This is a genomic window from Limnohabitans sp. TS-CS-82 (assembly GCF_002943475.1).
This window is the reverse complement of sequence record NZ_PTQX01000001.1, coordinates 807,171-832,472: the sequence shown is the minus strand read 5'-3', so window position 1 is coordinate 832,472 and position 25,302 is coordinate 807,171. Positions and strand designations below refer to the sequence as shown.

The 25,302-nt window shown below is 54.6% G+C and carries 32 protein-coding genes, 1 tRNA gene and 1 pseudogene; 25 read left to right on the top strand and 9 right to left on the bottom strand.

Features of this window, described 5'->3' with window-relative positions:
- Positions 1-5 precede the first annotated feature (5 nt).
- From hisA to pdxA, 12 genes are read left to right on the top strand one after another with little or no spacing between them, the layout of a single operon-like run.
- Positions 6-746: a 1-(5-phosphoribosyl)-5-[(5-phosphoribosylamino)methylideneamino]imidazole-4-carboxamide isomerase gene (gene hisA, locus C5F52_RS04045; RefSeq protein WP_104797005.1), complete on the top strand. Its 741-nt coding sequence runs from the start codon at positions 6-8 to the stop codon at positions 744-746.
- Complete coding sequence (locus C5F52_RS04040; RefSeq protein WP_104797004.1) at positions 739-1,584, top strand: D-hexose-6-phosphate mutarotase; 846 nt, start codon at positions 739-741, stop codon at positions 1,582-1,584. The genes hisA and C5F52_RS04040 overlap by 8 nt, the downstream gene beginning before the upstream one ends.
- 19 nt (positions 1,585-1,603) lie before the next feature.
- Positions 1,604-2,404, top strand: a complete 801-nt coding sequence (gene hisF, locus C5F52_RS04035; RefSeq protein ID WP_104797003.1) for an imidazole glycerol phosphate synthase subunit HisF — start codon at positions 1,604-1,606, stop codon at positions 2,402-2,404.
- Positions 2,404-2,793 (top strand): phosphoribosyl-AMP cyclohydrolase, encoded by a 390-nt coding sequence (gene hisI / locus C5F52_RS04030; RefSeq protein WP_104797002.1) that lies wholly within the window; start codon positions 2,404-2,406, stop codon positions 2,791-2,793. The genes hisF and hisI overlap by 1 nt, the downstream gene beginning before the upstream one ends.
- A 5-nt stretch (positions 2,794-2,798) precedes the next feature.
- Positions 2,799-3,167 (top strand): phosphoribosyl-ATP diphosphatase, encoded by a 369-nt coding sequence (locus C5F52_RS04025; RefSeq protein ID WP_104797164.1) that lies wholly within the window; start codon positions 2,799-2,801, stop codon positions 3,165-3,167.
- 7 nt (positions 3,168-3,174) lie between these two features.
- Entirely contained in the window at positions 3,175-3,531 is a 357-nt protein-coding gene (locus C5F52_RS04020; protein ID WP_104797163.1) for a histidine triad nucleotide-binding protein, read from the top strand.
- Between the two features lie 32 nt (positions 3,532-3,563).
- Complete coding sequence (gene tatA / locus C5F52_RS04015) at positions 3,564-3,794, top strand: Sec-independent protein translocase subunit TatA (RefSeq protein WP_104797001.1); 231 nt, start codon at positions 3,564-3,566, stop codon at positions 3,792-3,794.
- 19 nt (positions 3,795-3,813) lie between these two features.
- A complete protein-coding gene (tatB, locus tag C5F52_RS04010) occupies positions 3,814-4,287 on the top strand; it encodes a Sec-independent protein translocase protein TatB (protein ID WP_104797000.1) in 474 nt (157 codons plus the stop codon).
- Entirely contained in the window at positions 4,280-5,050 is a 771-nt protein-coding gene (tatC, locus tag C5F52_RS04005; protein ID WP_104796999.1) for a twin-arginine translocase subunit TatC, read from the top strand. The genes tatB and tatC overlap by 8 nt, the downstream gene beginning before the upstream one ends.
- Positions 5,051-5,066: 16 nt before the next feature.
- On the top strand, positions 5,067-6,218 hold the full coding sequence (locus C5F52_RS04000; RefSeq protein WP_104796998.1) for a S1C family serine protease: 1,152 nt from the start codon (positions 5,067-5,069) through the stop codon (positions 6,216-6,218).
- 10 nt (positions 6,219-6,228) lie between these two features.
- Positions 6,229-6,996 carry a Nif3-like dinuclear metal center hexameric protein gene (locus C5F52_RS03995; RefSeq protein WP_104796997.1) on the top strand — a complete coding sequence of 256 codons (768 nt, stop codon included), beginning with the start codon at positions 6,229-6,231 and terminating at the stop codon, positions 6,994-6,996.
- A 2-nt stretch (positions 6,997-6,998) separates the two neighbouring features.
- Positions 6,999-8,048: a 4-hydroxythreonine-4-phosphate dehydrogenase PdxA gene (gene pdxA, locus C5F52_RS03990; RefSeq protein ID WP_104797162.1), complete on the top strand. Its 1,050-nt coding sequence runs from the start codon at positions 6,999-7,001 to the stop codon at positions 8,046-8,048.
- A 6-nt stretch (positions 8,049-8,054) separates the two neighbouring features.
- On the opposite strand, the gene mscL is transcribed toward pdxA, so the two are convergent.
- Positions 8,055-8,468, bottom strand: a complete 414-nt coding sequence (mscL, locus tag C5F52_RS03985; protein ID WP_104796996.1) for a large conductance mechanosensitive channel protein MscL — start codon at positions 8,466-8,468, stop codon at positions 8,055-8,057.
- A gap of 145 nt (positions 8,469-8,613) precedes the next feature.
- Between mscL and petA the strand changes: the two genes are divergently transcribed.
- The 6 genes from petA (at position 8,614) to C5F52_RS03955 (ending at position 12,713) form a co-directional block, all read left to right on the top strand.
- Complete coding sequence (gene petA, locus C5F52_RS03980) at positions 8,614-9,213, top strand: ubiquinol-cytochrome c reductase iron-sulfur subunit (protein ID WP_104796995.1); 600 nt, start codon at positions 8,614-8,616, stop codon at positions 9,211-9,213.
- An 11-nt stretch (positions 9,214-9,224) separates the two neighbouring features.
- A complete protein-coding gene (locus tag C5F52_RS03975; protein WP_104796994.1) occupies positions 9,225-10,634 on the top strand; it encodes a cytochrome bc complex cytochrome b subunit in 1,410 nt (469 codons plus the stop codon).
- 20 nt (positions 10,635-10,654) lie between these two features.
- The gene (locus C5F52_RS03970; protein WP_104796993.1) at positions 10,655-11,413 is read left to right on the top strand and encodes a cytochrome c1; all 759 of its coding nucleotides are present in this window, start codon (positions 10,655-10,657) and stop codon (positions 11,411-11,413) included.
- A 96-nt stretch (positions 11,414-11,509) separates the two neighbouring features.
- Positions 11,510-12,121 carry a glutathione S-transferase N-terminal domain-containing protein gene (locus C5F52_RS03965; RefSeq protein WP_104796992.1) on the top strand — a complete coding sequence of 204 codons (612 nt, stop codon included), beginning with the start codon at positions 11,510-11,512 and terminating at the stop codon, positions 12,119-12,121.
- 5 nt (positions 12,122-12,126) lie between these two features.
- Positions 12,127-12,606, top strand: a complete 480-nt coding sequence (locus C5F52_RS03960) for a ClpXP protease specificity-enhancing factor (protein WP_104796991.1) — start codon at positions 12,127-12,129, stop codon at positions 12,604-12,606.
- A 31-nt stretch (positions 12,607-12,637) separates the two neighbouring features.
- Positions 12,638-12,713 (top strand) — tRNA-Thr (locus C5F52_RS03955).
- A 60-nt stretch (positions 12,714-12,773) separates the two neighbouring features.
- Here C5F52_RS03955 and C5F52_RS03950 read toward each other — a convergent pair.
- Positions 12,774-13,160: a hypothetical protein gene (locus tag C5F52_RS03950; protein WP_315262216.1), complete on the bottom strand. Its 387-nt coding sequence runs from the start codon at positions 13,158-13,160 to the stop codon at positions 12,774-12,776.
- A gap of 111 nt (positions 13,161-13,271) precedes the next feature.
- Here C5F52_RS03950 and secA point away from each other — a divergent pair, with 111 nt between their 5' ends.
- The 4 genes from secA to C5F52_RS03930 are packed head-to-tail and all read left to right on the top strand — an operon-like array spanning position 13,272 to position 18,632.
- Entirely contained in the window at positions 13,272-16,016 is a 2,745-nt protein-coding gene (secA, locus tag C5F52_RS03945) for a preprotein translocase subunit SecA (protein ID WP_104796990.1), read from the top strand.
- A gap of 4 nt (positions 16,017-16,020) precedes the next feature.
- Complete coding sequence (gene argJ / locus C5F52_RS03940) at positions 16,021-17,262, top strand: bifunctional glutamate N-acetyltransferase/amino-acid acetyltransferase ArgJ (protein ID WP_104796989.1); 1,242 nt, start codon at positions 16,021-16,023, stop codon at positions 17,260-17,262.
- On the top strand, positions 17,262-18,143 hold the full coding sequence (locus C5F52_RS03935; RefSeq protein ID WP_104796988.1) for an ATP-binding protein: 882 nt from the start codon (positions 17,262-17,264) through the stop codon (positions 18,141-18,143). Before argJ ends, C5F52_RS03935 begins: the two co-directional genes overlap by 1 nt.
- A gap of 18 nt (positions 18,144-18,161) precedes the next feature.
- The gene (locus C5F52_RS03930) at positions 18,162-18,632 is read left to right on the top strand and encodes an NUDIX domain-containing protein (RefSeq protein WP_104796987.1); all 471 of its coding nucleotides are present in this window, start codon (positions 18,162-18,164) and stop codon (positions 18,630-18,632) included.
- A gap of 53 nt (positions 18,633-18,685) precedes the next feature.
- Here the strand turns inward: C5F52_RS03930 and C5F52_RS03925 are convergent, their stop codons facing one another.
- The 6 genes and pseudogenes from C5F52_RS03925 to C5F52_RS03900 form a co-directional block, all read right to left on the bottom strand.
- Positions 18,686-18,886: a DNA gyrase inhibitor YacG gene (locus C5F52_RS03925; RefSeq protein ID WP_104796986.1), complete on the bottom strand. Its 201-nt coding sequence runs from the start codon at positions 18,884-18,886 to the stop codon at positions 18,686-18,688.
- Positions 18,887-18,889: 3 nt separating this feature from the next.
- Positions 18,890-19,642 carry a cell division protein ZapD gene (gene zapD / locus C5F52_RS03920; protein ID WP_104796985.1) on the bottom strand — a complete coding sequence of 251 codons (753 nt, stop codon included), beginning with the start codon at positions 19,640-19,642 and terminating at the stop codon, positions 18,890-18,892.
- Between the two features lie 72 nt (positions 19,643-19,714).
- Positions 19,715-20,332 carry a dephospho-CoA kinase gene (gene coaE / locus C5F52_RS03915; protein ID WP_104796984.1) on the bottom strand — a complete coding sequence of 206 codons (618 nt, stop codon included), beginning with the start codon at positions 20,330-20,332 and terminating at the stop codon, positions 19,715-19,717.
- Between the two features lie 22 nt (positions 20,333-20,354).
- Complete coding sequence (locus tag C5F52_RS03910; RefSeq protein WP_104796983.1) at positions 20,355-21,155, bottom strand: A24 family peptidase; 801 nt, start codon at positions 21,153-21,155, stop codon at positions 20,355-20,357.
- Positions 21,152-22,366: a type II secretion system F family protein gene (locus C5F52_RS03905; protein ID WP_104796982.1), complete on the bottom strand. Its 1,215-nt coding sequence runs from the start codon at positions 22,364-22,366 to the stop codon at positions 21,152-21,154. Before C5F52_RS03905 ends, C5F52_RS03910 begins: the two co-directional genes overlap by 4 nt.
- Positions 22,359-23,522: pseudogene (locus C5F52_RS03900) on the bottom strand (GspE/PulE family protein); the annotation flags it as partial. The gene C5F52_RS03905 and the pseudogene C5F52_RS03900, both read right to left, overlap by 8 nt.
- A gap of 232 nt (positions 23,523-23,754) precedes the next feature.
- On the opposite strand from C5F52_RS03900, the gene C5F52_RS03895 reads away from it, so the two are divergent.
- The 3 genes from C5F52_RS03895 (at position 23,755) to C5F52_RS03885 (ending at position 24,865) form a co-directional block, all read left to right on the top strand.
- Positions 23,755-24,027: an HU family DNA-binding protein gene (locus tag C5F52_RS03895; RefSeq protein ID WP_104796980.1), complete on the top strand. Its 273-nt coding sequence runs from the start codon at positions 23,755-23,757 to the stop codon at positions 24,025-24,027.
- A gap of 107 nt (positions 24,028-24,134) precedes the next feature.
- Entirely contained in the window at positions 24,135-24,515 is a 381-nt protein-coding gene (locus C5F52_RS03890) for an H-NS histone family protein (RefSeq protein ID WP_104796979.1), read from the top strand.
- Positions 24,516-24,538: 23 nt separating this feature from the next.
- A complete protein-coding gene (locus C5F52_RS03885) occupies positions 24,539-24,865 on the top strand; it encodes a hypothetical protein (RefSeq protein ID WP_104796978.1) in 327 nt (108 codons plus the stop codon).
- A gap of 19 nt (positions 24,866-24,884) precedes the next feature.
- Here the strand turns inward: C5F52_RS03885 and C5F52_RS03880 are convergent, their stop codons facing one another.
- A complete protein-coding gene (locus C5F52_RS03880) occupies positions 24,885-25,286 on the bottom strand; it encodes a hypothetical protein (protein WP_104796977.1) in 402 nt (133 codons plus the stop codon).
- Between the last annotated feature and the right edge of the window lie 16 nt (positions 25,287-25,302).

Here is a 25,302-nt window from a genome sequence, read left to right as displayed (position 1 = left end):
CCATCATGCATTTAATTCCTGCCATTGACCTCAAAGACGGACACTGCGTGCGCCTCAAACAAGGCGACATGGAGCAATCCACCACCTTCGGTGAAGACCCAGCGCAAATGGCGCTCAACTGGGTGGCCAAAGGCGCACGTCGCCTGCACTTGGTGGACTTGAACGGTGCTTTCGCCGGCACACCCCAAAACAAAGCTGCCATCAAAGCCATTTTGAAAGCCGTGGGCCACGACATTCCCGTTCAATTGGGTGGCGGCATCCGCGACCTCGACACGATTGAAAAATACATTGACGCTGGCCTGAGCTACGTCATCATCGGCACAGCCGCCGTGAAGAACCCCGGCTTCTTGCGCGATGCGTGCAGCGCCTTTGGCGGCCACATCATCGTTGGCCTCGACGCCAAAGACGGCAAAGTGGCTACCGACGGTTGGAGCAAGCTCACAGGCCACGACGTGGCTGACCTCGGCAAGAAGTTTGAAGACTACGGCGTCGAGTCCATCATCTACACCGACATCGGTCGCGATGGCATGCTGACGGGCATCAACATCGACGCCACCGTCAAACTGGCACAAGCCGTGTCTATCCCCATCATCGCCTCTGGCGGTTTGTCCAACATGGCCGACATCGAACAGTTGTGCGCCGTGGAAGACGAGGGCGTAGAAGGCGTGATCTGCGGTCGCGCCATTTACAGCGGCGATTTGGATTTTGAAAAAGCCCAAGCCCGCGCTGACGAACTCAATGGCTGATGAGCAATACCAAGGTCAGGCCTGCCAGCGCTTGACCTTGCCTTGCGGCGACACCGTGCTGGTGGCCCAGCAAGGCGCGCATGTGTTGTCGTGGGTCAGCCAAGGCCGCGAGCGTTTGTTTTTAAGCCCCGATAACCTTTGGGATGGCAAATCAGCCATCCGTGGCGGAGTGCCGGTGTGCTTCCCCCAGTTCAACCAACGCGGCACATTGCCCAAGCATGGCTTTGCACGCAACATGAACTGGACAGTGGGTGAAGCAGCGGCCAGCGGCGACGCCGCCCACATCGACTTCACCCTCAGCACCAACCCCGACACACTCGCTATTTGGAAACAAGCCTTTGTGGCTGTGCTGCGCGTGGCGCTTGCACCCGGTCATCTGACCGTCACGCTCACCGTCAACAACACCGAAGCGCAAAATGAATTGCACTTCAGCGGCGCACTGCACACCTACCTAGCGGTAGACGACATCGACCTGACCGAGCTGCGTGGCCTAGGCGGCCGCCCCGAGTGGGACGCGGTGGCCGATGTGCATGGCTTGGCCGACGAGGCGCTGTACTTTGATGGCGAGTTTGACCGCGTGTATTCATGGGGTGAAAGCGCATCGTCAAACCCACTGCATCTGCAAGACGGCACAAGCACCCTGCAAATTGAACAAAGCCCCTCATGGGTCAACTCAGTGGTGTGGAACCCGGGCGAGGGCAAATGCGCCGCACTGGCCGACATGCCCGCCCACGGCTTTGCGCGCATGTTGTGCGTGGAAGCTGCGCAGGTGTTTGACCCCATCTCGATTCCTGCTGGTGGCCAATGGGTTGGCTGGCAGCGTTTGACCGTTTCTTGAAGAACTCTTTTGGACCTCTATGCTTGCTAAGCGCATCATTCCTTGCCTCGACGTGACCGGCGGTCGCGTCGTCAAAGGCGTCAACTTTGTCGAGCTGCGTGATGCAGGCGACCCTGTGGAAATCGCGGCACGCTACAACGACCAAGGTGCTGACGAGCTCACCTTCTTGGACATCACCGCCACCAGCGACGCGCGCGATGTGATTCTTCACATCATCGAAGCCGTGGCCAGCCAAGTGTTCATCCCCCTCACTGTGGGCGGTGGTGTGCGCACCGTCGACGACGTGCGCCGCATGCTCAACGCAGGCGCTGACAAAGTGAGCTTTAACTCAGCCGCCATTGCCAACCCGCAAGTCATTCGCGACGCCTCGGCCAAATACGGTGCGCAGTGCATCGTGGTGGCCATCGACGCCAAACGCCGCACCGCAGAAGACGAACAACGCGCGGGCGCAAACGGCTTGCCCGTCGGCCCCGGCTGGGATGTGTTCAGCCACGGTGGCCGCAAAAACGTGGGGCTGGATGCCGTGGCGTGGGCCAAACAAATGGCCGACTACGGCGCAGGCGAAATCTTGCTCACCAGCATGGACCGCGACGGCACAAAAAGCGGCTTTGACTTATCACTCACCCGAGCTGTGTCCGACATCGTGCCCGTGCCCGTCATTGCTTCAGGCGGCGTGGGCAACCTAGACCACTTGGCCGACGGCGTGCAACAAGGCGGCGCTGACGCTGTGCTGGCTGCGAGCATCTTCCACTACGGCGAATACACCGTGCAGCAGGCGAAAGAGCGGATGCGGGAGCGCGGGATTCCAGTAAGGTTGTGATGACTTGGCTTAACGAAATTAAATGGGACGACAAGGGGCTAGTGCCCGTGATCGCCCAAGAAAAAGACAGCGGCGACGTGCTGATGTTTGCGTGGATGAACCGCGAGGCGCTGCAAAAAACGGCTGAGCTCAAGCGTGCGGTGTATTTCAGCCGCTCACGCAACAAGCTGTGGTTCAAGGGCGAAGAGTCGGGCCATGTGCAAACGGTGCACGACATTCGCATCGACTGCGACAACGACGTGGTGTTGCTCAAGGTGACGCAAGAAGGGCACGAGCCCGGCATTGCCTGCCATACTGGCCGCCATAGCTGCTTCTACCAGCGCCTTGAAGGTGAAGCGTGGCACGCTTGCGAGCCTGTGTTGAAAGACCCCGAATCTATTTACAAGTGAACACCATGAGTTCAAACGATACCCTGCAACGTCTGGCCGACGTGATTGAAAGCCGCAAGCCCGCCAACGGTGGCGACCCCGAGAAGAGCTACGTCTCGCGCTTGCTGCACAAAGGCCCAGACGCCTTTTTGAAGAAGATTGGCGAAGAAGCCACCGAGACCGTGATGGCCGCCAAAGACGTGGACCACGGCGGTGACGCCTCTAAGCTGGTGTACGAAGTGGCCGACCTGTGGTTTCACAGCATGATTGCTTTGGCGCACTATGGCTTGAAGCCTTCAGACGTGATTGACGAGCTGGCGCGCCGCGAAGGCCTGAGCGGCTTGGAAGAAAAAGCTTTGCGCAAAGCGCAAGCCCGTGAAGCCGCAGGCGAGTGAGGACGGCATGACAGACGACAACTGCATTTTTTGCAAAATCATCGCGGGCAAGATCCCCTCACGCAAGGTGTACGAGGACGACGAAATCTTCGCGTTTCACGACATCAACCCTTGGGCTCCGGTTCACTTTTTGATCATCCCCAAGCAGCACATCCTCTCGGTGGCGCACGCCACGCCTGAGCATGAGGGCTTGCTGGGCCGCATGATGTTGATGGCCCCTAAGCTGGCTTTTCAAGAGGGCGCAAGACCTTACCCAGAAGGGGGCTTTCGCATCGTGACCAATACTGGGGCTGAGGGGGGCCAAGAAGTCCACCACATGCACTGGCATGTCATGGGTGGTCCACGCCCTTGGCTGCGCGGCTGATTAGAATTAACACAATAACTTAGGAGTCATACATGGGTTCGTTTTCAATTTGGCATTGGCTGATCGTCTTGTTGATCGTCATCATGGTGTTTGGTACCAAGAAGCTGCGTAACCTCGGCGGCGATTTGGGCGGTGCTGTGAAGGGCTTCAAAGACGGCATGAAAGACGGCAGCGCACCTGCCGACGACAAAGCAGCTGCACCCGCTGCCGCTGTGTCTGCTGACAAAAACACCATTGACGTTGAAGTCAAAAACAAGTCTTAATTGCTGATGATCGCTCGCCTTGTTTGATCTTGATTTCTCCAAAATTGCGGTAGTGAGTGCGGTGGCCTTGGTGGTCATCGGGCCAGAAAAGTTGCCGGGCGTTGCCCGCACGATTGGCACGATGATTGGCAAAGCCAAACGCTATGTCTCGGATGTCAAAGCCGAGGTCAATCGCACGATGGAGCTCGACGAGCTCAAGAAGATGAAAGAGACGATGGAGTCTGCCGCCCGCGATGTGGAGCAATCGGTGCACACCGCCAGCAGCGACTTTGAAAAAGACTGGGCCGAAACCACGGCTGGTTTGTCGTCTGACCATTACGAGCCGCTGGCCCCGCCGCCACCGACTTATGAAAATCCAGGCAAAAAATGGCGTCTCAAGCGCGGCTCAACGCCGCATTGGTACAAAGCCCGTCAAGGTGTGCGCACCAAGGCGCAATCTGGCGCTGCCCGTGTGGCGCGTTTTCGCCCTGTGAAGCGTTCTGAACATGTCTGATACCCCCTCAAAAGACGAATTGGCTGGCACCGAGCAGCCGTTTGTGCAGCATTTGATCGAGCTGCGTGACCGCTTGGTCAAGGCCACGATTGCCGTGATGGTGGCTGGCGCTGCGTTGGCCATTTACCCCGGCCCTGCTGAGTTGTATGACTTGTTGGCCGCACCCTTGGTGGCGCAGTTGCCTGCAGGCGCAACGCTGATCGCCACGTCTGTGATCTCCCCATTTTTGGTACCGCTCAAGATTTTGCTGATGACAGCATTCTTGATGGCGCTGCCTGTGGTGCTTTATCAAATGTGGGCGTTTGTCGCGCCAGGCCTGTACTCGCACGAGAAGAAACTGGTCATGCCTTTGGTGGTGTCTAGCACCGTGCTGTTCATGATTGGCGTGGCGTTTTGCTATTTCTTCGTGTTTGGCCAAGTGTTCAAGTTCATCCAAAGCTTTGCGCCCAAAAGCATCACGGCTGCACCTGACATTGAAGCGTATTTGAGCTTTGTCATCAGCATGTTCATTGCCTTTGGCTTGGCTTTTGAAGTGCCCATCGTGGTGATTGTGTTGGCCCGCATGAATGTGGTGACCATCGAAAAGCTCAAAGACTTCCGCTCGTACTTCATTGTGTTGGCCTTCATCATTGCGGCCATCGTGACACCGCCCGATGTGGTGTCGCAGCTGGCGCTGGCTATTCCCATGTGCATCTTGTACGAGATCGGCATTTGGGCGGCGCAACTGTTCATCAAACACACCCAAGCGCCTGACGCGCAATAAGTAGCGCAAACACACCATGAAACGTCAATGGTTGTTGTTCTCTCAAGTGGTCACCGTGTTGGTGGCCATTTGGTTTGTGGTGATGACCTTAAAGCCGGAGTGGATCCATCAGCGTGCATCAGTCGCCACCAACGGCGTGACGTTGATTGAGGCAGCGCCCAACACATCCGGCGCGCCCATGCCCGGCAGCTATAGCCCCGCCGCCAAACTGGCGTCGCCCGCCGTGGTGAGCATTGCCACCACGCAAGTCAATGCCCCCGCAAACCCCCTGCAAAATGACCCGTGGTTTCGCTTCTTTTACGGCGACCGTGAAGACGAAGCACCGCAGCAAGGTTTGGGCAGTGGCGTCATCGTTAGCCCCGAGGGCTACATCCTCACCAACAACCATGTGATTGAAGGTGCGGCAGAAATTCAAGTCACGCTCAGCGACAGCCGCCGCGCGATTGCGCAAGTCATTGGCGCTGACCCCGATACCGACCTCGCCATTTTGCGCATCGACCTTGAGCGCTTACCCGTCATCACGCTGGGCAACTCAGACACCGCCCAAGTGGGTGACCGAGTGTTGGCCATTGGCAATCCATTTGGCGTGGGCCAAACGGTAACCAGCGGTATCGTGTCCGCCTTGGGCCGCAACCAACTGGGCATCAACACCTTTGAGAATTTCATCCAAACCGATGCGGCCATTAACCCCGGCAACTCGGGCGGCGCATTGGTGGATGTCAATGGCAACCTGATTGGCATCAACACGGCAATCTTTTCTCGCTCGGGCGGAAGCATGGGTATTGGCTTTGCCATTCCTGTGTCGACCGCACGCCAAGTGCTGGAAGGCATCGTACGCGATGGCCAAGTGGTACGCGGTTGGGTGGGCATTGAGCCGATGGAGCTCACGGCTGAATTGGCCGAGACATTTGGTTTGCCCAAGCAGTCTGAAGGCGTCATCGTCACCGGTGTGTTGCAAAACGGACCAGCGGCAAATGCCGGTTTGCGCCCCGGCGACTTGCTGCTGAAAGTGGCGGGCCAGCCTGTGAAAAACGTGGGCGAGTTGTTGACGCAGATCGCTTCACTCACACCAGGTAAAGCTGCAAAGCTAGAGGTGATGCGCCGCAGCCAAACCCTCACGTTAGACGTGACGCCCGCTCAGCGCCCTAAACCCAAACTTCAAAAGTAAGGCCGCCACGATGAGCCACACCGTCACCCGCCAAGCCTTGCTGAGTGCCTGTACCGAGTTGTTGCAGCCCGCCCGTTTTAAAGACTACGGCCCCAATGGCTTGCAGGTGGAAGGTGCAGAACACATTCGCCACATCGTGTCTGGCGTGACCGCCAGCCGCGCATTGATTGAAGCCGCGATTGACGCCAAGGCCGACGCCATCTTTGTGCACCACGGTTTATTCTGGCGCGGCCAAGACGGCACGGTGACGGGCTGGATGAAGCAACGCCTGCAATTGCTGCTGGCGCACAACATCAATTTGCTGGCCTACCACTTGCCGCTGGACGCTCACCCCGAGTTGGGCAACAACGCGCAACTGGGCAAGCGTTTGGGCTTGCAAGTGCAAGGTACGTTTGGTGAGCAAGATTTAGGGCTGTGGGGCGCGCGTGCTGATGGTCAAGCGTTTGCGGATGCAAATGCTTTGGCGGCCGTGGTGTCTACAGTTTTGCAACGTGAGCCTGTGGTGGTGCAAACGCCTGCGCGTGAAATTCGCAAAGTATCGTGGTGCACGGGTGGTGCGCAAAGCTACTTTGAAGCAGCCATTGCAGCAGGTGTGGATGCGTTCATCACCGGCGAAATTTCAGAGCCGCAAACGCACTTGGCCCGCGAAACCGGCGTTGCGTTTTTGGCCTGCGGCCATCACGCCACCGAGCGTTATGGTGCGCCTGCCGCTGCAGCTCATGTGGCGGCACAACTGGGCATCACGCACCAGTTCATTGAGATTGATAACCCCGCATGACCATGAAGCCAATGGTCATCACGCTGGGCGATGCCGCGGGCATTGGCCCGGAGATCATCGTCAAAGCATTTCGTGATGCGCCCGAGCAGCTAGAAGGCTGCGTGGTGGTAGGCGATTTGGCGGTGATGCAACGCGCGGCATTGCTGGTAGCCCAGTGTGAATATCACGCGCCACACATGCAGATTCAGCTGGTGCGTGACTTGCACGATGCAGCGCAAGTCAAAGCGCCACACACCATTCCCGTCGTGCAAGTGACGCAGCCTTTGACCACTGACCAGCTTCCCGTCTGGGGGCAAATCAGCGCCACGGCCGGCAAGCTGGCGGCCGACTGCGTGGTGTGGGCGGCCAATGCAGCCCTGCGTGGCGAGGTGTCTGCGGTGGTGACTGCGCCTTTGCATAAAGAAGCTTTGTTTGCAGCGGGTGTGCCGTTTCCGGGTCATACCGAAATGCTGCAAGCCTGCGCAGCAGCGCACGCGGGCGTGGCGGTGGACGATATGCCTGTGCGCATGATGTTGGCCAACCCCGAACTCAAAACCGTGTTGGTCAGCATCCATGTGTCGCTGCGCAAAGCTATTGAAGCTGTGACGGTGGACAATATTTTGCAAACCCTGCGCATCACCCATGCTGCTGAGTTGGCTGCTACAGGCCGTGCGCCGCACATGGCAGTGGCTGGTTTGAACCCGCACGCAGGCGAGGGGGGCTTGATGGGTTGCGAAGAGCTGGACATCATCATTCCCGCCTTGCAGCAAGCGCGGGCTGAGGGTATGCAAGTGAGCGGGCCGTTCGCGCCAGACACCGTGTTCATGCGCGCACGCGCCAAGAACGGCAAAGCGGGTGAGTTTGATGTGGTGATTGCGATGTACCACGACCAAGGCTTGATTCCCGTGAAGTACCTCGGCGTAGAGCAGGGTGTCAACGTGACGCTGGGTTTGCCCCTTGTGCGTACCAGCCCGGACCACGGCACGGCCTTTGATGTGGCCGGTACAGCCAAGGCCGATGCGTCTAGCTTGTTGTCAGCCGTGGCGATGGCGCGGGCCATATGCCACCATTAAAGCAGCTTACTTTTTCAGGCTGTCGCGGATATCGCGCAGCAACAGCACTTCTTCTTTGGGGGCGGCTGCTTCAGGCTCTGTGCTGTCTTTAAGCTTGTTGATCTGTTTGATCATCAAGAAAATGATGAACGCCAAAATCACGAAGTTCACAGCCACAGTGATGAAGTTGCCGTAGGCAAACACAGGCACGCCAGCTTTCTTCATGGCATCCAGCGTCATGGCAGTGCCATCAGGTGCTGCACCCAAGACGAGGAAGAAATTAGAAAAATCGAGATGGCCAATGAATGCCGCCACGATGGGCATGATCAGGTCATTGACAGCTGAATCGACTATTTTTCCGAAAGCGGCGCCGATGATCACGCCCACTGCTAAATCGATGACATTGCCTTTGACGGCAAACGCTTTGAACTCTTTCATCATATCGCTCCTTTGTATATAAAAGTATTCGAATTATGACTGGCTTACCCTTGCCTTTCAGTTAAAGCAATTCGTAAAAATAGGCAGTCTTGGCGGTCAGCTACAATGAATGGTTAGCCCAACCAGTGATGATTGTTTGAGGAATTCCATGAGTGACAACCCAGTAGACACCAATAAACGCACGTGGCTGATTGCCTCGACTTGCGCAGGTGCAGTCGGAGGCTTAGCAGTTGCTACGCCGTTCGTCAGCACGTTCCAGCCCTCTGAAAAAGCAAAAGCTGCAGGCGCCGCTGTCGAAGTCGACATCTCTGCACTCAAGCCAGGCGAGAAAATGACGGTTGAATGGCGCGGTAAGCCCGTTTGGATCGTTAAACGTACGCCTGAACAGCTCGAATCTTTGAACAAGACAGAGTCTCAATTGGCTGATCCCAAATCGGAACGCAAGCCCAGTGAGTTCACGCCCGCATACGCACGTAACCAAGCTCGCTCGATTAAGCCAGAAATTTTTGTCGCTGTTGGCATTTGCACCCATTTGGGTTGCTCGCCTTCGGACAAGTTCCAACCCGGCGCACAACCTTCGTTGCCCGATGATTGGAATGGTGGCTTCTTGTGCCCTTGCCACGGTTCAACGTTTGATATTGCTGGTCGCGTGTTCAAAAACAAGCCTGCACCAGACAATCTCGAAGTCCCGCCACACATGTACCTCTCCGACACAAAGTTGTTGATCGGTGAAGACAAGAAAGCCTGATAGGACACACCATGGCTGAATTTAAAGAAATCTCTGCAGACGCCAGCGCTGGCGCTAAATTGCTGAACTGGGTCGATAACCGCTTCCCAGCTTCAAAAATGTACAAAGAGCATCTCTCTGAGTACTACGCTCCCAAGAACTTCAACTTTTTCTACTTTTTCGGCTCATTGGCACTGCTGGTGTTGGTGATCCAAATCGTGACGGGTATCTTCTTGGTCATGCATTACAAGCCAGATGCCGCTTTGGCTTTTGGCTCTGTTGAATACATCATGCGTGATGTGCCATGGGGCTGGTTGATTCGCTACATGCACTCGACCGGCGCTTCTGCTTTCTTCATTGTGGTTTACATGCACATGTACCGCGGCTTGATCTACGGTTCATACCGCAAGCCGCGTGAGTTGGTTTGGGTGTTCGGCTGCGCCATTTTCTTGTGCTTGATGGCTGAGGCTTTCATGGGTTACTTGTTGCCATGGGGCCAAATGTCCTATTGGGGCGCACAAGTGATCGTGAACTTGTTTGCTGCTGTGCCTTTCGTGGGCCCCGACTTGGCTTTGCTGATTCGTGGTGACTACGTGGTGGGCGATGCCACCTTGAACCGTTTCTTCAGCTTCCACGTGATCGCTGTGCCACTCGTCCTGTTGGGCTTGGTGGTCGCACACATCATCGCGTTGCACGAAGTGGGCTCTAACAACCCTGACGGTGTAGAAATCAAAGGCCCGAATGCACCGAAAGATGCCAACGGTCATCCACTCGATGGCGTGCCTTTCCACCCTTACTACACCGTGCATGACATCTTGGGCGTGAGCGGCTTCTTGTTGGTGTTCAGCGCTGTGATCTTCTTCGCACCTGAATTCGGTGGTTACTTCCTCGAATACAACAACTTCATTCCTGCAGATCCTTTGAAGACACCGTTGCACATTGCGCCAGTGTGGTACTTCACGCCCTTCTATTCGATGTTACGTGCGATCACCAGCGAAATGATGTACGTCTTGATCGCTTGCGTGTTGGCCGGTGCCTACTTCGGTGCCGCCAAAACCAACTTGCCTAAAGTGATCAAAGCGGGTGTGGTGGGCGCGGCTGTGTTCGTGTCCTTGCTCATGCTCTCCATCGACGCCAAATTCTGGGGCGTGGTTGTGATGGGCGGTGCTGTCGTGATCTTGTTCTTCTTGCCATGGTTGGATAACTGTGCCGTGAAATCGATCCGCTACCGTCCTGATTGGCACAAGTACATGTACGGTGTGTTCGTTGTGAACTTCATCGTGTTGGCTTATTTGGGTGTGCAACCGCCATCCGCCATTGGCGAGCGCGTGTCGCAAGCTGGTACCTTGTTCTATTTCGGCTTCTTTTTGTTGATGCCGATGTGGAGTCAAATGGGTGCCACCAAGCCAGTGCCTGACCGCGTGACTTTCACGCCTCACTGAGATTCACGGAGTACATAACCATGAAAAAAATCATTCTCAGCTTGGCATTGGCCCTCGGTGTGGCGGCTGGCGCGCAAGCGTCTGGCGGCGACACCATCGCATGGGACAAAGCGCCTAACAAAACCAACGATCTGGCTGCTTTGCAAAACGGCGCCAAGATTTTTGTCAACCACTGCTTGAATTGCCACTCGGCAGCCTTCATGCGCTACAACCGATTGAAAGACATCGGTTTGACAGAGCAGCAGATCAAAGACAACTTGTTGTTCACGACTGAAAAAGTCGGCGACACCATGAAGTCAAACATTGATCCTAAGCAGGCCAAAGAGTGGTTTGGCGCGTTGCCACCAGACTTGACCGTGATTGCACGTTCACGTGCTGGCCACGGCGGTACAGGTGCGGATTACCTCTACACCTACATGCGCACGTTCTACCGTGACGAAACCAAAGCCACAGGTTGGAACAACTTGGTGTTCCCTAACGTGGGCATGCCTCATGTGTTGTGGGAATTGCAAGGCGTGCGTCGTCCCATTTATGACACGCATGAAGAGCATGGCCACCAAGTCCAAACCTTCAAGGGTTGGGAACAAGTGACCCCAGGCAAGATGACTGCGTTGGAATACGACCAAGCCATGGGTGACCTCGTGGGTTACTTGCAATGGATGGCCGAGCCAGCTCAAAACACACGCGTTCGCATTGGCGTTTGGGTGTTGTTGTTCTTGGTTGGTTTCATGTTCATCGCATGGCGCTTGAATGCTTCCTTCTGGAAAGACATCAAGTAATTTGCGCAAATTCGGCAACAGGCCTTGTGCCTGTTGTCACCTCACGGAGTGACAGGTTAGCCTGCCACTCTTTTTGATTTTTAGGAGCCGCCCATCATGATGGTGCTTTATTCGGGAACTACGTGTCCCTACTCACATCGCTGCCGTTTTGTCTTGTTCGAAAAAGGCATGGACTTTGAAATTCGCGATGTTGATCTTTACAACAAGCCCGAAGACATCAATGTGATGAACCCATACGGTCAAGTGCCAATCTTGGTTGAGCGCGATTTGATTTTGTATGAATCAAACATCATCAACGAATACATCGACGAACGTTTCCCACATCCACAGCTGATGCCCGGCGACCCTGTCGAACGCGCTCGCGTGCGTTTGTTCTTGTTGAACTTCGAAAAAGAGTTGTTCACACACGTGACCACCTTGGAGTCTCGCGCAGCCAAAGCCAATGACAAAGCGCTGGAGAAATCACGTGCTCACATCCGTGACCGTTTGACACAGTTGGCCCCCGTCTTCTTGAAGAACAAGTACATGTTGGGTGAAAACTTCTCCATGCTCGACGTGGCCATTGCACCTTTGTTGTGGCGCTTGGATCACTACGGCATTGACTTGTCGAAGAACGCTGCACCGTTGCTCAAGTACGCCGAGCGCATCTTCTCGCGCCCAGCCTACATCGAGGCATTGACGCCTTCTGAAAAGGTCATGCGCAAGTAATTCGTATGTTGAACGCTCCAGACGCAACTTCCACCCGTCCGTATCTGCTGCGTGCTATGCACGAGTGGTGCACGGACAGTGGTTTCACACCTTATGTGGCTGTCTTCGTTGACGAGACAGTGCAGGTGCCCATGGAGTACGTGAAGAACGGCGAGATTGTGTTGAACGTGGGCTATGACGCCACGGCGGGCATGACACTGGGCAATGAGTTCATCGAATTCAAAGCCCGCTTTGGTGGCGTGCCGCGTGAAATCATCATCCCGATCAACCGTGTGATGGCGATTTATGCGCGCGAAAACGGGCAAGGTATGTCTTTTCCTATGAGTGCAGCTTCTGGTGAAGCGGTGCCCGTGCAAAAGAAATCAACACCTGCGCGTCCAGTGTTGAGTGCTGTTGAAACATTGCACACAGAAAGTGGTTCAGATGATGAGCCGCCTACGCCGACAACACCTTCTGGCCGTCCAGCGCTCACGCGAGTGAAATAACACGCCAAAGTTAGGTTAGAATTCTGCCTGCGCCGCTTTAGCTCAGTTGGTAGAGCACCCGCCTTGTAAGCGGTAGGTCGTCAGTTCGATTCCGACAAGCGGCACCAAAATAAAACCCGTTACGCCTTAGGCGTAGCGGGTTTTTCTTTGCCATATCACTTTGCGATTTAACTAGGTGATTTGACTTTGACGCGAATGCTGTTCACATTCCAGCCCTTGGTCCGCAAATGGGCGCACAAAGCAGGCAATGTTTGGCGTAGTTTAGCGGCTGCGGCGCTATTGGGCACCAGCAAGCACCACGCATCGTCATCCACGCCGCCCGATTGCACCAATGGCCGTAGCGAGGCGGGCAGCAGTGGGGCAATGGCTTTGAGTCTGTTTTGGGTGTCTCGTGCAACAGCTGAAAAATGGGCCAAAGACGGCGCAGAGTTCACCACTTGCTCTAACGTTTGAGATTTGCCACGTGAAAACACCTTGGCTTTGGGGGGCGTGCTGTAACCCAGCGCACGATATGCAGCAAGAGTGTCAGGATGAGGCGTAGAACGGGTGGCCATAGGGCAATTATGAGGCTGCAGACGGTTAAAATTCGCAGCTTCTAACAAGCCTTTCAAAAGGATTTTGCGACCCTTGTTTTCATGTGAAGACAAGACCCTCGCAGTGCGCGCATGGCTCTATCTTTCCTGACTCATATTTTCGGTAGCCGCAATGAGCGTCTACTCAAGCAATACCGTAAAACCGTCGCGCAAATTAATGCGTTAGAGCCTTTGTTGGAGAAGCTCAGCGACGAGGCGTTGCGTGCCAAAACCGATGAATTCAAATCACGCGTATCTAATGGTGAAAACTTAGATGCCCTGTTGCCCGAAGCCTACGCTGTAGTGCGTGAGGCATCGAAGCGAGTCATGAAAATGCGCCACTTCGATGTACAGATGCTGGGCGGTATTTCTTTGCACCATGGCAAGATTTCTGAAATGCGCACCGGTGAAGGTAAAACCCTCACTGCTACATTGCCGGTGTACCTCAATGCCCTCACTGGTAACGGTGTGCATGTGGTGACGGTGAACGATTACTTGGCCAGCCGCGATGCGCAGTGGATGGCCCGCTTGTACAACTGGCTCGGTTTGTCTGTGGGCATCAACTTGCCCAATATGCCCCGCGCTGAAAAACAAGCCGCCTACCGTGCCGACATCACCTACGGCACAAACAACGAATACGGCTTTGACTACTTGCGTGACAACATGGTTTACGAAGCGGCAGACCGTGTGCAACGCAAACTCAACTACGCCATCGTGGACGAGGTGGACTCCATCTTGATCGACGAGGCACGCACACCACTCATCATCAGTGGCCAAGCCGAAGACCACACCGAGTTGTATGTGGCCATCAACCGCGTTGTGCCCATGCTCAAGCGCCAAATTGGTGAAGAAGATCCACGCACAGGCGAAGGCATCATAGAAGCAGGTGACTTCACGGTGGATGAAAAATCACACCAAGTGTTCATGACCGAGCAAGGCCATGAAAACGCAGAACGTTTGCTGAGCGCCAACGGCTTGTTGCCAGAAGGTGCATCGCTGTATGACCCCGCCAACATCAGCCTAATGCACCACGTGTACGCCGCTTTGCGTGCCAACCACCTGTATCACCGCGACCAGCACTACGTGGTGCAAAACGGTGAGATCACCATCGTGGACGAGTTCACTGGTCGTTTGATGTCAGGTCGCCGTTGGAGCGATGGCTTGCACCAAGCGGTGGAAGCCAAAGAAGGTGTGGAGATTCAAGCTGAGAACCAAACACTCGCTTCCATCACGTTCCAAAACTATTTCCGCTTGTACAACAAGCTCGGTGGCATGACCGGTACGGCCGATACCGAAGCCTACGAGTTCCAAGAGATTTACGGTTTGGAAACCGTGGTGATTCCACCCAACCGCATCAGCAAACGCGAAGATCAGTTGGACCGTGTCTACAAAACGACCGCAGAAAAATATGTCGCTGCGATTGACGATATTCGCGAATGCTACGAGCGCGGTCAGCCCGTGTTGGTGGGCACCACCTCGATTGAAAACTCAGAACTGATTGCAGAGATGTTGGACAAGGCCAAGTTGCCTCACCAAGTGCTCAACGCCAAACAGCACGCCAGCGAAGCCACCATCATTGCGCAAGCAGGTCGCGCCAAGATGATCACGATTGCCACGAACATGGCGGGTCGTGGCACCGACATTGTGTTGGGCGGTAACGTTGAGAAGGACATTGCGGAAGTAGAGGCCAATGAGTCATTGGATGTTGCTGAGAAGCAAAAGCAAATCGACGCCTTGCGCGTGCAGTGGACCAAAGACCACGACTACGTGAAGTCACTCGGTGGTTTGCGCATCATCGCGACCGAGCGTCACGAGTCGCGCCGCATTGACAACCAATTGCGTGGCCGTTCAGGCCGTCAAGGTGACCCAGGCTCTTCGCGTTTTTACTTGAGTTTGGATGACTCGCTCATGCGCATCTTTGCGGGTGAGCGTGTCAAAGCCATCATGGATCGTTTGAAGATGCCTGAAGGCGAAGCCATTGAAGCGGGCATCGTCACACGCAGCATCGAGAGTGCGCAGCGCAAAGTCGAAGCGCGCAACTTTGACATCCGTAAGCAATTGCTGGAGTACGACGATGTGTCCAACGACCAACGTCGCGTGATTTACCAACAGCGCAATGACATCTTGGATGCGACTGATTTGACGGCTCAAATCGCCAACTTGCGCGAAGGCAGCTTCACAGACTTGGTGCGTCAATACGTACCAGAAGAATCTGTAGAAGAGCAGTGGGATATTGCTGGTTTGGAGCGTGCTCTGTTGAACGAGTGGCTCATTGAATTGCCATTGCAAGACACAGTGCAAAAAGCCTCTGCCATCACGGATGAAGAAATTCTTGAGCAAGTGGTTGAAGCGGCGCATGCTGCTTTCCAGGCTAAGTTAGACCGCGTGGGCGTGGAGCAATTCACACCGTTCATGCGTGTGGTCTTGCTGCAAAACATCGACAGCCATTGGCGTGAGCATTTGGCGGCGTTGGATTATTTGCGCCAAGGCATTCACTTGCGCGGCTATGCGCAGAAGCAACCCAAGCAAGAGTACAAGCGTGAAGCGTTTGAGTTGTTTGGCCAGTTGCTCGACTTGGTGAAGTTCGAAGTCACCCGCGTCTTGATGACGGTCAAGATTGAATCGAATGAGCAAATCGAACAAGCTGCGACTGAATTGGAAGACCGTGCAGAGAATTTGCACAACGTCACATACACCGCGCCCGATGAATCAGGCCAAGCGGTGACCACCGCCGATGAAGCCACCTTTGCGGCGCAAATGCCGCCTGTCGGCCGCAACGATCCCTGCCCATGTGGCAGCGGTAAGAAATACAAGCAATGTCACGGTAAGTTGGCTTAAACACATGTCCGTTCATCTCAATCCTCCTAATTCCGCAGATTTGCACGCCATTGCAGGCGTGCGCATTGGCGTCACGCAAGCAGGTGTTCGCAAAGCTGGCCGCAAAGATTTGACTGTTGTCTTGATTGACGAAGGCGCATCGGTCAGTGGCGTGTTCACGCAAAACCGTTTTTGCGCAGCACCTGTACAAGTGTGTCGCGAGCATTTGGATTCAGGCCAGGGCATCCGTGCCATGGTGGTGAACACGGGCAATGCCAACGCGGGCACGGGCGAAGAAGGCCTCAAACGCGCACGCGAAACTTGCGTGGCTTTGGCGGAAGCTTTGCATATTTCGCCAAACCAAGTGTTGCCGTTTTCCACAGGCGTGATCATGGAGCCGTTGCCGCACGACCGCATCATTGCGGGGATGCCAGCGGCTATTGCAGCGGCAGGTAAAACTGGTTCTGCACAGCAGTGGGCCGATGCCGCCGAAGGCATCATGACCACCGACACCGTGCCCAAGGCGGCCAGCACGCAAGTGCAAATTGACGGCGCAACAGTGAGCGTCACGGGCATCAGTAAAGGCGCTGGCATGATTCGCCCCAACATGGCCACCATGTTGGGCTATGTGGCCAGCGACGCATGCGTGGCGCCGGTGTTAATGAAAGAGTTGTCGCTGGCTTTGGCCGAAGGTTCATTCAACCGCATCACGGTAGATGGCGACACCTCGACCAACGACTCGTTTGTGGTCATCGCCACCAACAAAGCCAACCACCCGCCCATCACCAGTTTGCAAAGCGCAGAAGGTCAGGCCCTGCTGCAAGCAATGTTGCAAGTGGCGCGTCAACTGGCGCAAGCCATCGTGCGCGATGGTGAAGGCGCCACCAAGTTCATCACGGTTCGCGTGGAAGGTGGCAATACCAGCGCCGAATGTCGCCAAGTGGCCTACGCCATTGCTCACTCACCTTTGGTGAAAACCGCATTCTTTGCCAGCGATCCCAACTTGGGCCGCATCTTGGCGGCAGTGGGCTATGCAGGCATTACCGACCTCGACCAAACTGGCATCGATTTGTATTTGGACGATGTGCATGTGGCCATTCAAGGTGGCCGTCACCCTGAGTACCGTGAAGAAGAGGGGCAACGTGTGATGAAGCAATCCGAAATCACCGTGCGTGTGGTCTTAGGTCGTGGCACTGCCAGCGACACCGTGTGGACGTGTGATTTGAGCCACGACTACGTCAGCATCAACGCCGACTACCGCAGCTGATGACAGACGCACTCCACCCCCTTGAACGCTTGGTGCAACGCGCCGAGTTGTTGATGGCACGCATTGAGCAAGTGCTGCCGCAACCCATGACTGAGCCTGACTGGTCAGCCAGCGTGGCTTTTCGTTATCGCAAGCGCAACAACGGTCGCGGTGGCTTAGAGCCAGTGCGCCATGTGGCCAAACTCGGTTTGGCTGACTTGCAAGAGATCGACGGCCAAAAAGAAAAAATCCAGCGCAACACCGAGCAGTTTGTCAAAGGTTTGCCTGCCAACAATGTGCTGCTCACCGGTGCCCGTGGCACAGGTAAGTCATCGCTCATCAAGGCGTGTTTGAATGAATACGGCTCACAAGGTTTGCGTTTGATTGAGGTCGACAAAGATGACCTGATCGACTTGCCCGACATCATTGAGCTGGTGTCTGAGCGTCCTGAAAAGTTCATGATCTTTTGCGATGACTTGAGCTTTGAAGATGGCGAGCCCGGCTACAAAGCCCTCAAGTCGATCTTGGATGGATCGATTGCAGCAGCCACGCCCAATGTGTTGATTTACGCCACCAGCAACCGTCGCCATTTGTTGCCCGAGTACATGAAGGAAAACCTTACGTACACGCACACCGAAGATGGTGAAGTGCATCCGGGCGAAGGCGTGGAGGAAAAGATTTCTTTGTCCGAGCGTTTTGGTTTGTGGGTGAGTTTTTATCCCTTCAGCCAAGACGAGTACCTGACTATTGCAGCGCAATGGTTGGCCTCATTTGGTGTCAAACCTGCCGAGATTGAGGCTGCCAAGCCTGAGGCTTTGGTGTGGGCTTTGGAGCGTGCTTCACGCAGCGGCCGTGTGGCGTATCAGTTTGCACGCGACTACGCAGGCAAGCACGCTGCGTAAATCACCCACATCAACACGATGACCGAAACACTTGTGCGCGTGGTTGATGCAGACCAACCGCGTTCAGCCGACCGCAGTTTGGTGCAAGTGGCGGTGGGTGTGTTGGTGCGTGCAGACCATGCTTTTTTGCTCACCAGTCGCCCTGACGGCAAAGCGTATGCAGGTTACTGGGAATTTCCGGGCGGCAAGTTGGAAGTGGATGAAACCGTTGAGCAAGCGTTGCGCCGCGAGCTGCAAGAGGAAATTGGTCTCACCATTCAAGACTGCATCTTGTGGAAGACCGAGCGCATCGACTACCCCCATGCCTTGGTGCATCTGAATTTTTGCAAAGTCACGCAATGGACGGGTGAGTTGCAAATGCTGGAATCACAGTCGTTTGCTTGGCAGCAGCTGCCGGTTGAGGTCAAGCCTGTGTTGCCTGGGACACTGCCTGTGTTGCAGTGGTTTGCACGAGAGCGTGGGTTTGTGGGTGACACACACAACAACTAAGCCTGAGCATGAATTGGTAGCCAGTCAAAAAGCGCCTTTGAGTAGGCGCTTTTTTATTGCAAAGGTGTGTTTTCGAAGTCCGCGTCGTCTTGCGGTGTTTGATCGGGCAAGCGGTGTTCTTCGTTGGCCCAAGCGCCTAGGTCAATGTTGCGGCAGCGCTCACCGCAAAAAGGGCGATACACATTGGCCGATTCGTAGCGGCTAGGACCGCCACACTGCGGGCACACAACGATGCGAACCTCAGTGTCACCCATGGCTTAAACGCAAAGAGCCATTTCAAAAGGCACGTCGTCGGTGCTGTGCTGCAAACGGCCATCGCCGTCTTGACGCATCATGCGCACCCAAATCATCAAGCGGTTGCCGCTGATTTCTGGGACGAAACCCAGTGCGGGTTCAATCGCCACGCGCATGAGTTGGAACTTGCCCTGTGCCAACGACTGTTGGAATTGACCACCCATGGCCATCATTTTTTGAGTGGTACCGGTGTCGCGCATCAGCGAGAGCAAGAGGTTCACCGAATCTTTCATGGGCTGAAACACTTCAAACCAACGCAAGATATCCGCGCGACGCACATCCGGACTTTGTTGTTGCCATGCGTGGTACGCAGGCAAATCAAAACAGCAGGTGCCGCCAGGAATGGCCACGCGGTTACGCAAGGCAGAGAGCCATTCGTTTTCGGTGATGTTTTGCCCAATCTTGCCCACAGCGCCGTTGAGCCCGCCGTAGCAATGGTCGATGTTGTCGAGCAACTGTTGCAGCGCCGTTTCAGACACCGAGGGGTTGCCACGCAATGAGTTGAACTGTTGTTTGTGACGCTCTAAGTCTTTGAGCACATCGGACTTGAGGTCTGTGCGTCCACCGGCTTCGACCAACTCAAACAACGTGGTGAGCGCAAAGTGGTTGTCCACCGGATGATCGCGCTGGGTGAGTTCTTCAAAACGCTGAAACAGGTGTTCCAAGCGCAGGTAAGTGCGCACACGTTCGTTGAAGGGATGTTCGTACAGAATCACGCGAAAAAAGCTCAGTGTTGGACTGTTGTAAGTGTGAGGATCATACCCGTTCACAGGGTGTTTCCTTTTGATCTAAGTCGTAGGAATCGGTAGGTTTTCCACGTCAATGCGCAGCGTTTCAAGGCTGATGGTGTCGTTGTTAATCACCCAATCGGCTGCTGCTAATTTCTGAGCGCGCGAGGCTTGTGCCGCAATGATGCTTTGAACGGTTTCGCGGCTCAAACCGTTTCGAGTCATGACCCGTTGGATTTGGGTTGCTTCTGTGCAGTCCACGACCAAAACCCGGTCCACCTGCATGCGCCAACGTGCGCCTGATTCAACCAACAGAGGTACGTCAAACACCAAAGTGTTGTGGCCTTTGGCCAGGGCTTCTTGCGCTTGCCGTTGGGTTTCTTGCGCAACCAAGGGATGGATGATGGCTTCCAGTGCTTGCTTGGCTTGGGGTTGGCTGAACACATGGGCACGCATGCGTTCGCGGTCCAGTGCGCCGTCTGAGGTGATGAAGTTAGGTCCAAAGGTGCGTGCAATGGCAGGCATGGCCGCACCGTGGGCGGCGGTCACGTGGCGTGCAATGGCATCGGCGTCAATCAGAGCCGCGCCACGGGCTTGCAGCATTTGACCGACCGTGCTTTTGCCGCTGCCAATGCCGCCAGTTAAGCCAATGCGAAGTGGAGTGGGCCTAGATGTCATGGTGCTGAGTCTATGCAAAAAATCACCAACCCATCCAGCGTGCAATCACATCAATTCCGATGACGGCAACCGCCAAGCCAGCCATCGCTAAGAAAGGTCCGAAGGGCACATACCCATCGCTGCGCAGCCGATGGGTAAATTTCAAAATCAAGCCCACACTGGCACCGCTGAGGCTGGCCAGCATGACAACGGGCAGCAACGCCAGAGGACCCAACCAAGCACCTAGGCCCGCAAGAAGTTTGAAGTCGCCAGCCCCCATGCCTTGCTTGCCTGTGAGGCGTTCAAACACCGTTGCGATGGACCACAGCGAGGTATACCCAATCACCGCGCCCCAGACGGACTCAGAGAGCCGCAATGGCAACCAACCCAAGGCGCAGGCCATCAGTCCCCCCCATACCAAGGCTTGCGTGAGGTCATCTGGCAACAAGGTGGTTTGCCAGTCAATCACAGACAGTGCCAACAGCGTGGTGATAAAACCAGCCCAGCAAAAGCCTGTCGCGTTGAACCCCCAGTACCAAATACTACTGAGCCAAATCAAAGCGGTGGTGAGTTCGATGACTGGGTATTGCGCGCTGATGTTGTGTCCACAAAAACTGCAGCGGCCTTTGAGCCACACGTAGCTAAGCACTGGGATGTTGTGCCATACCTTGAGTGGTGATTGGCATTGCGGGCAATGCGAGGCGGGCCAGCACAGGTTGTAGGGCTGTGCGTCGCTGACATGGGCGTCGCCCATGATCATGCGTGGTAAGCGATGGATCAACACATTGACAAAGCTACCCACAACCAAGCCCAGCCCAAAGGCGAGAGTCAGGTCCCACGTCATACCACTTGCCCCAGTTGAAAAATCGGAAGATACAAAGCCATGACCAAGCCGCCAATCAATACACCCAGCACCACCATGATGAAAGGCTCTAAGAGTGTAGACAGTCGCGAGACGGTGTTCTCGACTTCACGTTCGTAGTGCTCTGCGGTCTTTTCAAGCATGTGATCAAGTGCCCCAGACTCTTCGCCAATCGCGCACATTTGCACCACCATGGTCGGAAACAAACCTTGGGTGCTTTCAAGCGCTTGCGACAAAGCGCGACCTTGAATGAGCTGCGTTTGAATCGTTTGCGTGGCGTCTTGAAACAACAGATGACCCGTCACGCCTTGCACTGCTTCCAGTGCTTCAGTGAGTGGTACGCCAGCGGCAAACAAGGTGGCCAAGGTGCGGGTCCATCGTGCTGTGCAAGCGTGGCGGGTGAGTGGGCCTGCAATCGGGATGCGCAGCAGCAAACTGTGTAAATAACGCTGCCAGTGAATGCGTTGTTTTATCAGCTGCCTCAGCCGCCATGTGCCGATGAGCAAGGCCGGCATCAGCCAAAGCCCGTAGCGCTGAATGCCTTCGCTCAGCGCAATCACCCAACGCGTGAGCCACGGCAGTTCGGCACCGAAAGAGGCAAAGATGTTTTGGAAAGCAGGCACCACAAAAACCAAAATCAAAACCAGCACGATGCTGGCAATGCCCAGCACCGCACTGGGATAGACCAACGCGGAGCGAATGGTGGTGCGCAAGGTCTCTGACTTTTCAAGGTGATGGGCCAAGCGTTCCAGCATGGTGTCGAGCATGCCTGCCAACTCTCCCACGGCGACGAGGTTGCAGTACAGCGCATCAAATTCCGTATGCTGTCGCAACGCTTGGTTCAGTGCCATGCCGCCTTCGATGTGTGCGTGTAGTTCTCGGATGATCGCCTTTAACGTCGTGTTGGTCTCGCCGCGATCCAGAATGCCAAAAGCTTGGAGCAGAGGCACGCCTGCATGCAGCAACGTCGCTAGCTGACGTGTGAATTGGGTGATGTCGCGTGCCGATGCGCGCGGCTTGGTTTGGTGTTGCAACCATATAGGTAGCGAAAACTGACGCTGGATATGTGTGGCGCGAATGCGCTGTTCGCGCAGCAGCACAGCCACTTCATCTTTGCCAGCTGCATGTGTTTCGCCAGTGACGACTTGGCCTTGTCGGTCAACACCACGCCATGCGTAACGTTGCTTAGCCATGGTGGGTCAACGCCAAGACTTCTTCTGTCGAAGTGATGCCTTGTAAGACCTTGAGCCATCCAGCTTGGCGCAAGGTGCGCACGCCTTCTAGCGCGGCCTGCGCAGCCAGTGCTTGGGCATCACTGTCGCGCATGATGAGTGCTTGCATCGCGTCGCTGATGGGCATGACTTGGTACAAACCGGTGCGTCCTTTGTAGCCCTTGTCACATGCCTCACAGCCAACCGCTTTGTAAAGTGCTGGCTGTGTTCGCATGTGAGGTGGAATGGCTTGGTTGTCTCGTTCGTTGAGTTGGCTGAAGAAAAAATCGATTTGCGCTCTATCCAACGGCTGTTTGCAGTGTTCGCATAACCGTCGCACCAAACGCTGCGCGGTAATCAGGCTCACGCTGGCGGCCACATTGAACGCAGCCACCCCCATGTGACGCAAGCGAGCCAAAGTGCCAGGCGCATCGTTCGTGTGCAGGGTGGACAACACCAAGTGACCGGTTTGTGCGGCTTGAATGGCAATTTCTGCTGTTTCTAAATCGCGAATTTCCCCCACCATGATGATGTCTGGGTCTTGCCTCAACAATGCACGCAGCGTCGTGGCAAAGGTCAAACCTGCGCGGTCATTGATATTGACCTGATTGGCGCCGGGCAGGTGAATTTCCGAAGGGTCTTCGACCGTCGAGATATTCACCTCGGTGCGGTTTAGCAACTCAAGGCAGCTGTACAACGAGAGAGTTTTGCCCGAGCCGGTTGGGCCAGTCATCAAAATCAAACCATGGGGTTGACCTAGGGCTTGCACCAGTTTGGCGCGGTCATCTGGTTCATATCCCAGGGCAGCCAAGCCTGGGCGCTCACGGCTGAAATTCAAAATGCGAATCACGATTTTTTCGCCATGCAGCGTTGGTAGTGAGCTCACGCGTAAATCAATGAGTTGTTCAACGTGCGGGTATTGAATGCGTCCGTCTTGCGGCAGGCGTTTTTCGGCAATGTCCATGCGTGCCAACACCTTGATGCGCGACATCACAGCATCCCGCAAAGACAGTGCGGGCGTTGCAGCGATACGCAGCAAACCATCTATGCGAAATCGTGCACGAAAAAAGTCTTCGCCGCTTTCAAAGTGCACATCGGATGCGCCTTGGGCTAAGGCTTGGCGCAGCAAATCATCCAGTGTGTTGGTCGCTGTGTCGGGAGGCGTGGCCATGCAATTCCTCATTTTTTGAATGAGAATTTTTGCCGCTTTACCTTGGTGAAGGGAGGGTCGCCATTACAAAAAGATGGTTGTCTATATATCGCTGCCTATTAGCCAAATACGCCAAATGGCGTATTTTCCAAAGAGATAAATTTAAGTAAACTGCCCAAATCAGCATTGCTGATAAAAATCAACAATAGGAACAACTAACGTGAACAAGACCGAACTCATTGAACACATCGCAGGTAAATCTGATATTTCAAAAGCTGCCGCTACACGCGCACTCGCTTCTATCATTGATGCTGTCAAAAAGACACTCAAAAAAGGCGACACCGTGACTTTGGTTGGTTTTGGTACTTTCAGCGTCAGCAAGCGTGCTGCGCGTACAGGCCGTAACCCACGCACAGGCGCTGCTTTGAAAATCAAAGCTGCTAAGGTGCCACGTTTCAAACCTGGTAAAGGTTTGAAAGATGCTTTGAATTAATATTCAAATCAAATTCATAAAAGCCCGCTTTGTGCGGGCTTTTTAATTTCCGGAAGTTATGTTTAAAATAACTGCTTCATTTAAAACATATTGAACAGGAATATCTCATGGCACGTACCACGGTTGCAAATCAACTCGCCGCTATCCGTAAACAGCGCGAAATCTTGGACAAAAAAGAGCAGGCTTTGAAATCCAAGTCACATGACAAAGTGCTCGCAACAATTGTTGCGTTGGCGAAAGAAGCTGGTTTAACCGCTGCCGATATCACCAAAGCATTGAGCGCTGGCAAGCCTGCCAAGGCAGGCAAAGCTCCTAAAGCCGCCAAAAAAGGTGCGTTGGCGGGTAAGAAAGTGGCTCCTAAATATCGCAACCCAGCCAATCCTGAACAAACTTGGACTGGCCGTGGTGTGTCGCCAACTTGGGTTCAAGCATTGAAAGCTGCTGGCATATTAGATTCAGCGTTGATTGCACAGCCCACTGCTGTTTAATTTATATATGCCGATACTGAATCATGAATCGCTTTAAACACTTGGTTTATGCCTTAGCGCTGGTTGGTTTTGCTGCTTCAGCCAAACCAATTGGCAACTATCCCTCGATTCATTTGAGTGAGTTGCCAGATCCTTTGCGGTCTGTATGGAAAGAACTCAAGCCTGAAATGAATGAAATGAGCCACTGCGCGACTGCCTTTGATAGTCACTCCGATGGCGAAAAAATGGCATTTCGCTGCTCAATTCATATCAAGATGTCGGCCGAGGGTGAGCGCCGTGCCATGCGTTATTGCGAGGAAAAGCGAGCAGAAAAGGGCATCAAAATGCCCTGTAAATTGGTCGAAGAGTAATTAATTTGGTGCGCAGTGTTTAACGCACCAAATTCAACTTTTGCATGATTTGCTGCGTAGCTTGAATAATGGGGGCTGCACAAGCCGCCAGCTTGTCAGGCGCGATCGATTGATGTGCCCACTGATCAGCACGATCTAGGATTAAATAAAAATCGGTCATGCTGCCGATTTCAAAAGCCTCGTCTTTGGCCTTCATGATTTCCAGCAGCGTCAAATAGCCTAAGAAATACAAGGCGAACATCAAAGAAATGGAAGCATTTTGCGACAACTCGTGGTCATCCACGAGTTCCGCAAACATTTCACGAATCGTATCAATCGTGACAATTTCATTCGGGTCGAATTTAAATTCTGCTTTGAAACAATCGCAGGCAATGTCCCATTGCTGAATGCTATCGGTGTAGGGTTTGTCTAAATCGTGCATTCGATGGGCTTTATGA

What these genes read in the sequence shown, in the direction of transcription:
- hisA (WP_104797005.1), top strand. Translation starts at nt 6, where the DNA reads ATGCATTTAATTCCTGCCATTGACCTCAAAGACGGACACTGCGTGCGC.
- C5F52_RS04040 (WP_104797004.1), top strand. Translation starts at nt 739, where the DNA reads ATGGCTGATGAGCAATACCAAGGTCAGGCCTGCCAGCGCTTGACCTTG.
- hisF (WP_104797003.1), top strand. Translation starts at nt 1,604, where the DNA reads ATGCTTGCTAAGCGCATCATTCCTTGCCTCGACGTGACCGGCGGTCGC.
- hisI (WP_104797002.1), top strand. Translation starts at nt 2,404, where the DNA reads ATGACTTGGCTTAACGAAATTAAATGGGACGACAAGGGGCTAGTGCCC.
- C5F52_RS04025 (WP_104797164.1), top strand. Translation starts at nt 2,799, where the DNA reads ATGAGTTCAAACGATACCCTGCAACGTCTGGCCGACGTGATTGAAAGC.
- C5F52_RS04020 (WP_104797163.1), top strand. Translation starts at nt 3,175, where the DNA reads ATGACAGACGACAACTGCATTTTTTGCAAAATCATCGCGGGCAAGATC.
- tatA (WP_104797001.1), top strand. Translation starts at nt 3,564, where the DNA reads ATGGGTTCGTTTTCAATTTGGCATTGGCTGATCGTCTTGTTGATCGTC.
- tatC (WP_104796999.1), top strand. Translation starts at nt 4,280, where the DNA reads ATGTCTGATACCCCCTCAAAAGACGAATTGGCTGGCACCGAGCAGCCG.
- C5F52_RS04000 (WP_104796998.1), top strand. Translation starts at nt 5,067, where the DNA reads ATGAAACGTCAATGGTTGTTGTTCTCTCAAGTGGTCACCGTGTTGGTG.
- C5F52_RS03995 (WP_104796997.1), top strand. Translation starts at nt 6,229, where the DNA reads ATGAGCCACACCGTCACCCGCCAAGCCTTGCTGAGTGCCTGTACCGAG.
- pdxA (WP_104797162.1), top strand. Translation starts at nt 6,999, where the DNA reads ATGAAGCCAATGGTCATCACGCTGGGCGATGCCGCGGGCATTGGCCCG.
- mscL (WP_104796996.1), bottom strand. Translation starts at nt 8,468, where the DNA reads ATGATGAAAGAGTTCAAAGCGTTTGCCGTCAAAGGCAATGTCATCGAT.
- petA (WP_104796995.1), top strand. Translation starts at nt 8,614, where the DNA reads ATGAGTGACAACCCAGTAGACACCAATAAACGCACGTGGCTGATTGCC.
- C5F52_RS03975 (WP_104796994.1), top strand. Translation starts at nt 9,225, where the DNA reads ATGGCTGAATTTAAAGAAATCTCTGCAGACGCCAGCGCTGGCGCTAAA.
- C5F52_RS03970 (WP_104796993.1), top strand. Translation starts at nt 10,655, where the DNA reads ATGAAAAAAATCATTCTCAGCTTGGCATTGGCCCTCGGTGTGGCGGCT.
- C5F52_RS03965 (WP_104796992.1), top strand. Translation starts at nt 11,510, where the DNA reads ATGATGGTGCTTTATTCGGGAACTACGTGTCCCTACTCACATCGCTGC.
- C5F52_RS03960 (WP_104796991.1), top strand. Translation starts at nt 12,127, where the DNA reads ATGTTGAACGCTCCAGACGCAACTTCCACCCGTCCGTATCTGCTGCGT.
- C5F52_RS03950 (WP_315262216.1), bottom strand. Translation starts at nt 13,160, where the DNA reads ATGGCCACCCGTTCTACGCCTCATCCTGACACTCTTGCTGCATATCGT.
- secA (WP_104796990.1), top strand. Translation starts at nt 13,272, where the DNA reads ATGGCTCTATCTTTCCTGACTCATATTTTCGGTAGCCGCAATGAGCGT.
- argJ (WP_104796989.1), top strand. Translation starts at nt 16,021, where the DNA reads ATGTCCGTTCATCTCAATCCTCCTAATTCCGCAGATTTGCACGCCATT.
- C5F52_RS03935 (WP_104796988.1), top strand. Translation starts at nt 17,262, where the DNA reads ATGACAGACGCACTCCACCCCCTTGAACGCTTGGTGCAACGCGCCGAG.
- C5F52_RS03930 (WP_104796987.1), top strand. Translation starts at nt 18,162, where the DNA reads ATGACCGAAACACTTGTGCGCGTGGTTGATGCAGACCAACCGCGTTCA.
- C5F52_RS03925 (WP_104796986.1), bottom strand. Translation starts at nt 18,886, where the DNA reads ATGGGTGACACTGAGGTTCGCATCGTTGTGTGCCCGCAGTGTGGCGGT.
- coaE (WP_104796984.1), bottom strand. Translation starts at nt 20,332, where the DNA reads ATGACATCTAGGCCCACTCCACTTCGCATTGGCTTAACTGGCGGCATT.
- C5F52_RS03910 (WP_104796983.1), bottom strand. Translation starts at nt 21,155, where the DNA reads ATGACGTGGGACCTGACTCTCGCCTTTGGGCTGGGCTTGGTTGTGGGT.
- C5F52_RS03905 (WP_104796982.1), bottom strand. Translation starts at nt 22,366, where the DNA reads ATGGCTAAGCAACGTTACGCATGGCGTGGTGTTGACCGACAAGGCCAA.
- C5F52_RS03890 (WP_104796979.1), top strand. Translation starts at nt 24,135, where the DNA reads ATGGCACGTACCACGGTTGCAAATCAACTCGCCGCTATCCGTAAACAG.
- C5F52_RS03885 (WP_104796978.1), top strand. Translation starts at nt 24,539, where the DNA reads ATGAATCGCTTTAAACACTTGGTTTATGCCTTAGCGCTGGTTGGTTTT.
- C5F52_RS03880 (WP_104796977.1), bottom strand. Translation starts at nt 25,286, where the DNA reads ATGCACGATTTAGACAAACCCTACACCGATAGCATTCAGCAATGGGAC.